1 tRNA gene and 1 rRNA gene are annotated in these 3,301 nt (G+C 51.7%); both read right to left on the bottom strand.

The annotated features are described in order from the left end of the window. Nucleotides 1-57: 57 nt before the first annotated feature. Nucleotides 58-2,950: ribosomal RNA gene (locus NJG22_RS24290) — 23S ribosomal RNA — on the bottom strand. Between the two features lie 242 nt (nt 2,951-3,192). After that, nucleotides 3,193-3,268, bottom strand: a tRNA-Ala gene (locus NJG22_RS24285). Nucleotides 3,269-3,301 lie beyond the last annotated feature (33 nt).

Genomic DNA, 3,301 nt, shown 5'->3' with positions numbered 1-3,301 from the left:
TTCGGGTCTTTCGTCTTCACCACCACAATCTGCGTAAGCAAATTGCTTGGGTGTTATATGGTCAAGCCTCACGGGCAATTAGTATTGGTTAGCTCAACGCCTCACAGCGCTTACACACCCAACCTATCAACGTCGTAGTCTTCGACGGCCCTTCAGGGGATTCAAGATCCCAGTGAGATCTCATCTTGAGGCAAGTTTCCCGCTTAGATGCTTTCAGCGGTTATCTCTTCCGAACATAGCTACCCGGCAATGCCACTGGCGTGACAACCGGAACACCAGAGGTTCGTCCACTCCGGTCCTCTCGTACTAGGAGCAGCCCCTCTCAAATCTCAAACGTCCACGGCAGATAGGGACCGAACTGTCTCACGACGTTCTAAACCCAGCTCGCGTACCACTTTAAATGGCGAACAGCCATACCCTTGGGACCGGCTTCAGCCCCAGGATGTGATGAGCCGACATCGAGGTGCCAAACACCGCCGTCGATATGAACTCTTGGGCGGTATCAGCCTGTTATCCCCGGAGTACCTTTTATCCGTTGAGCGATGGCCCTTCCATACAGAACCACCGGATCACTAAGACCTACTTTCGTACCTGCTCGACGTGTTTGTCTCGCAGTCAAGCGCGCTTTTGCCTTTATACTCTACGACCGATTTCCGACCGGTCTGAGCGCACCTTCGTACTCCTCCGTTACTCTTTGGGAGGAGACCGCCCCAGTCAAACTACCCACCATACACTGTCCTCGATCCGGATAACGGACCTGAGTTAGAACCTCAAGGTTGCCAGGGTGGTATTTCAAGGATGGCTCCATGAGAACTGGCGTCCCCACTTCAAAGCCTCCCACCTATCCTACACAAGCAAGCTCAAAGTCCAGTGCAAAGCTATAGTAAAGGTTCACGGGGTCTTTCCGTCTAGCCGCGGATACACTGCATCTTCACAGCGATTTCAATTTCACTGAGTCTCGGGTGGAGACAGCGCCGCCATCGTTACGCCATTCGTGCAGGTCGGAACTTACCCGACAAGGAATTTCGCTACCTTAGGACCGTTATAGTTACGGCCGCCGTTTACCGGGGCTTCGATCAAGAGCTTCGCTTGCGCTAACCCCATCAATTAACCTTCCGGCACCGGGCAGGCGTCACACCCTATACGTCCACTTTCGTGTTTGCAGAGTGCTGTGTTTTTAATAAACAGTCGCAGCGGCCTGGTATCTTCGACCGGCATGGGCTTACGGAGCAAGTCCTTCACCCTCGCCGGCGCACCTTCTCCCGAAGTTACGGTGCCATTTTGCCTAGTTCCTTCACCCGAGTTCTCTCAAGCGCCTTGGTATTCTCTACCTAACCACCTGTGTCGGTTTGGGGTACGGTTCCCAGTTATCTGAAGCTTAGGAGCTTTTCTTGGAAGCATGGCATCAACCACTTCGCGCTCTAATGAGCACTCGTCATCAGCTCTCGGCCTTGAGATCCCGGATTTGCCTAAGATCTCAGCCTACCACCTTAAACTTGGACAACCAACGCCAAGCTGGCCTAGCCTTCTCCGTCCCTCCATCGCAATAACTGGAAGTACAGGAATATTAACCTGTTTTCCATCGACTACGCTTTTCAGCCTCGCCTTAGGGACCGACTAACCCTGCGTCGATTAACGTTGCGCAGGAAACCTTGGTCTTTCGGCGTGCGAGTTTTTCACTCGCATTGTCGTTACTCATGTCAGCATTCGCACTTCTGATACCTCCAGCAAGCTTCTCAACTCACCTTCACAGGCTTACAGAACGCTCCTCTACCGCGTCACCAGAGGTGACACCCGTAGCTTCGGTGCATGGTTTGAGCCCCGTTACATCTTCCGCGCAGGCCGACTCGACTAGTGAGCTATTACGCTTTCTTTAAAGGATGGCTGCTTCTAAGCCAACCTCCTAGCTGTCTAAGCCTTCCCACATCGTTTCCCACTTAACCATGACTTTGGGACCTTAGCTGACGGTCTGGGTTGTTTCCCTTTTCACGACGGACGTTAGCACCCGCCGTGTGTCTCCCATGCTCGGCACTTGTAGGTATTCGGAGTTTGCATCGGTTTGGTAAGTCGGGATGACCCCCTAGCCGAAACAGTGCTCTACCCCCTACAGTGATACATGAGGCGCTACCTAAATAGCTTTCGAGGAGAACCAGCTATCTCCGAGCTTGATTAGCCTTTCACTCCGATCCACAGGTCATCCGCTAACTTTTCAACGGTAGTCGGTTCGGTCCTCCAGTCAGTGTTACCTAACCTTCAACCTGCCCATGGATAGATCGCCCGGTTTCGGGTCTATACCCAGCGACTAAAGCGCCCTATTAAGACTCGCTTTCGCTACGCCTCCCCTATTCGGTTAAGCTCGCCACTGAATATAAGTCGCTGACCCATTATACAAAAGGTACGCAGTCACCTAACAAAGTAGGCTCCCACTGCTTGTACGCATACGGTTTCAGGTTCTATTTCACTCCCCTCTCCGGGGTTCTTTTCGCCTTTCCCTCACGGTACTGGTTCACTATCGGTCAGTCAGTAGTATTTAGCCTTGGAGGATGGTCCCCCCATGTTCAGACAAAGTTTCTCGTGCTCCGTCCTACTCGATTTCACTGGCAAGAGATTTTCGTGTACGGGGCTATCACCCACTATGGCCGCACTTTCCAGAGCGTTCCACTAATCTCAAACCAGCTTAAGGGCTGGTCCCCGTTCGCTCGCCACTACTAAGGGAATCTCGGTTGATTTCTTTTCCTCAGGGTACTTAGATGTTTCAGTTCCCCTGGTTCGCCTCTTGCACCTATGTATTCAGTACAAGATACTCAGCTTATGCTGAGTGGGTTCCCCCATTCAGAGATCTCTGGATCACAGTCTGTTTGCCGACTCCCCAAAGCTTATCGCAGGCTACCACGTCTTTCATCGCCTCTGACTGCCAAGGCATCCACCGTATGCGCTTCTTCACTTGACCATATAACCCCAAGCAATCTGGTTATACTGTGAAGACGACATTCGCCGAAAATTCGTACGTCGCTCTTTCGAGCAGAACTCACAAATTTTACCTTAGCCTGAATAACCAGCAGTGAAACTGGCATTCAGTCTATTTCTATCACATATCCGAATTTTTAAAGAACGATCTGACAAAAGCCAGAAATCAACATTCATCAACGAATGCTCATTTCTAAGTTCTGATCAAGTAGACACAACAGAAAGTGGTGGAGCCAAGCGGGATCGAACCGCTGACCTCCTGCGTGCAAGGCAGGCGCTCTCCCAGCTGAGCTATGGCCCCGCATATTGGTAGGTCTGGGCAGATTTGAACTGC

Source organism: Pseudomonas sp. VA159-2 (assembly GCF_024126635.1).
GTDB lineage: Bacteria > Pseudomonadota > Gammaproteobacteria > Pseudomonadales > Pseudomonadaceae > Aquipseudomonas > Aquipseudomonas muyukensis.
This window is presented reverse-complemented; position numbering and strand designations above follow the sequence as displayed.